This is a genomic window from Methanospirillum sp., from assembly GCF_035406105.1.
In the GTDB taxonomy this organism is placed as follows: domain Archaea; phylum Halobacteriota; class Methanomicrobia; order Methanomicrobiales; family Methanospirillaceae; genus Methanospirillum.
Map to the genome: position 1 here is coordinate 1 of NZ_DAONKG010000270.1, position 2931 is coordinate 2931.

Below are 2931 nucleotides of genomic sequence, written 5' to 3' on the forward strand. Positions count from 1 at the left end.
CGGGAACCTGTGAGTATGATCCTGATGGTATCCGCACGTATCGAATCATCTCCCCGCATTATACTCTTTCAAATACTCTGCAGCCAATTCATATGCCGCCATCACGGTCTGTGGCTCAATTTTTGGGACACCACATGATACGATATGTATCTTTTTCGTATCTTGTGTTATCTTCGTTCCATCCGAGTCCCGGTATGGATACACTGCAATGATCTCGTTCTCATCGGTGAGGATAACCTGGTTTCTTTGCAGGGTGAGGGGTCTTTCCATTCCTATCCCCAGAAACTTCTCTCCTTCCTGCGCAAACCGCATTGTAATCTCTCCCACAAGGAGATCCGCATCAAAAGCACCAATGGGAACTCCGGTCCTGACTGAAGCCAGATTATATGCATCAACGGCGGTATTGATAGAAGGCAGCGGTTTTCCGGCAAGAATTCTTCTAACCAGTGCTTCAGACGCAGGTCTGGTCTTTGTCGGGTCAACTCCGACGCTCCAGAAGAAATCGCGGTATGCCCTGAAAAGCGGGTCATCTTTCACCTGTTCAAGAGTAAACCGGTTCTTTGTTTCAGTAATGACTTCCTCTTTTAATTGTTCAAGATGGGGATTTTTGTCAGTAAGCGATAATGGTCCAATATCACCTTCAAAGACAAAAATGCCGGGAAAAGCTTTCCTGATATCTTCATGAATAATCATACATGGTATTGGTCCTGACCCATAGAAAACATGCTGGTAGAATCAGGTATCTATCTCTCAAGGATTATGCAATTACCCGGACGAGACAGGTCAGAATTCGTAAAAAAGGATATGGGGGGATTAAGCAGGATGCTGCACTCAGACTGATGCAACCGGATAGTCCATTTTTCTCTGGAAACCCTGTGTATTTCCTGGGGTAACAAGCCAGGTTGTACTGTTTGAGTAACTATATCGCTCTATAGTAAACTCAGGGCAAATCTCTGAGAGGATTGCCATGTTGGTTCCGACCTCTTTGGACGATAAGCCAAGTTCTTTTGCTATATATTTGGACTTGAGAAAACATCTTCCATTATGAAGCTGGGACTTGAGATAATTGATCAGGGTGATCTGGTTTTCATTGTACTTCGTGCTGAATCTGCTTTTTGGAATCATTTTTTTCAACCTCGGTGATAGTAGGTGTGGAGCGTTCAGAAATACCCGGATTGTAGGAGGAAGGCCTGACACCCTGCCAGGCCAATGGGGTTTTCTTTCGGTTCCTGTGGACATTACTCTTCGGGAGAGGTACGGGCAGATACCCGGGTTTCCTTTCCGGCAGATGAGAAGGCAGGGAGTATTGCATTGTAGGAGGACATGCATTGTTCAGATACCTCTTCTCACCGGAAAGGGGAGCACAGATGATCCAGACCATGTATGCCTGGACATCTCTGCTGCTCGGTCTCCCCGTGACACATCAGTATTGAATGAAACAGTGTATAAGGTCTGTAGATAAAACCGCTTAAAATCAGTCTGAAAATAATTTCTATGGTAAATAATTTCTATTTTACAAAATTAGCAGATAATGGCCCATGATTTGTGCATTACTGATAGGTGGATCTGTTGTTACCAGTTCAAAGAGAAGAAAGTTTATCTTCTAAGATTACTGCTCAGCACTGGTCTCGTGGCGAAATACCTGAAATGAACAGTTGCAACCGGTTGCAACCAGTTTTCATACCTATTTTGATGGAGGATATTCCCCCGTTCAGGATAATCAAACCCTGAATACTGTTGTCGGTGCGGGAAGGTTCAGTCGGTGTTCTGCAGGCGAGAAAAAAAATCTGATATTGTCCGCTTTACATATGCCTTATTCCTGGTTGGTTGCCCGCTCAATACCCGTTCCTTTTTTCACCAGGTGCTCCATGCAGAATCTGATGTTGCCTGCCCGCGCCTCGTTCAGCCCGGTAATGCGATATGGCCGGTCATGTCCGTCAAGGATGATATCGATTCCAAGTGGAATCAGAGTAAGTTTTTTTATTCGTGCATTCAGAAAGACGAACGGACTGGTCCCATCAGCCTGCATCGGGATTATCCGGTCGGAAGATATCACCACTGTACCCTGATATACCTCAAAAAAATCCCAGTCAGTCTCTTCACCGGCTTTGGCATGAGAGTAAATACGGTCCCGCCCCCAGGTCAGAGTGAACAATTTTCCGGTTTTTTTCCTGATGTGCACTTCCTTCTGGTCATAGACAACCATCTGGTCAATATAAAAGATCATCTCGCCGGGTTTTCTGATATCCCGAAGACCTATGGGAATCTCTGCGCACCACTCTGGTAAAAGACCGGGTTTTGTCGTGAATTCTTTGAGATAAACGGGGTAAAAGACCTCTAAGAAATAATCGGTATCGGTCTCAATCTGGAGGAGATCAATCCATGACCTGACCAGTCCGAGTGCATTCTTCTGACCTGTCACGGTCTGGTTTTGAATGAGCCGGAAAAGAAGTGCGTATTTGTCCTGATCAGAAAGGGATATTAAAAAAGGAATCTCCTGAGAACTGATATTCTCCAGCCTGAGAGTCTTTCGAATAATCTGATCCTCTATCCACTGTTTATATGACTCCATCCGCTCCGTGCAGGATATACAGATCCCGGTCTTTTGTGTTATCCCGATGAGCCTGTCTCTTCTCCCACAGAGAGGACACCCGGCACCTTTGTGAATAATTTTTACCGCATTCTGCCATGAGTAATATTCAGACAGAATTTCATCATACGAACGGGTTTCATCCGGTGATTGTTCACTATGAAAAGAATTGTTCATGATATCAGAGCGACGGCCGAAGGATACTATATAAACGGTTGGATGAGTGTATCTCGTATCCTGATGTGTTCCGGGTTTTCCGCATTGGTATCTAGTATACTATACCGGTATCGTATTTTTCTCCATCGGATGTTCTTACAATTTTCCAACTATCCCAATTGGAA

Annotated in this window: 3 protein-coding genes; all 3 read right to left on the reverse strand. The window is 44.8% G+C overall.

What is annotated here, in order from left to right:
* Window positions 1-45: 45 nt before the first annotated feature.
* The 3 genes from PLA23_RS12205 to PLA23_RS12215 all read right to left on the reverse strand — a co-directional run bounded on the left by PLA23_RS12205 (window position 46) and on the right by PLA23_RS12215 (window position 2767).
* The gene (locus tag PLA23_RS12205) at window positions 46-693 is read right to left on the reverse strand and encodes a B3/B4 domain-containing protein (RefSeq protein ID WP_324329817.1); all 648 of its coding nucleotides are present in this window, start codon (window positions 691-693) and stop codon (window positions 46-48) included.
* Between the two features lie 138 nt (window positions 694-831).
* Window positions 832-1329 (reverse strand): DUF7123 family protein, encoded by a 498-nt coding sequence (locus PLA23_RS12210; protein ID WP_324329819.1) that lies wholly within the window; start codon window positions 1327-1329, stop codon window positions 832-834.
* A gap of 484 nt (window positions 1330-1813) precedes the next feature.
* Complete coding sequence (locus PLA23_RS12215) at window positions 1814-2767, reverse strand: hypothetical protein (protein WP_324475359.1); 954 nt, start codon at window positions 2765-2767, stop codon at window positions 1814-1816.
* Window positions 2768-2931: the final 164 nt, after the last annotated feature.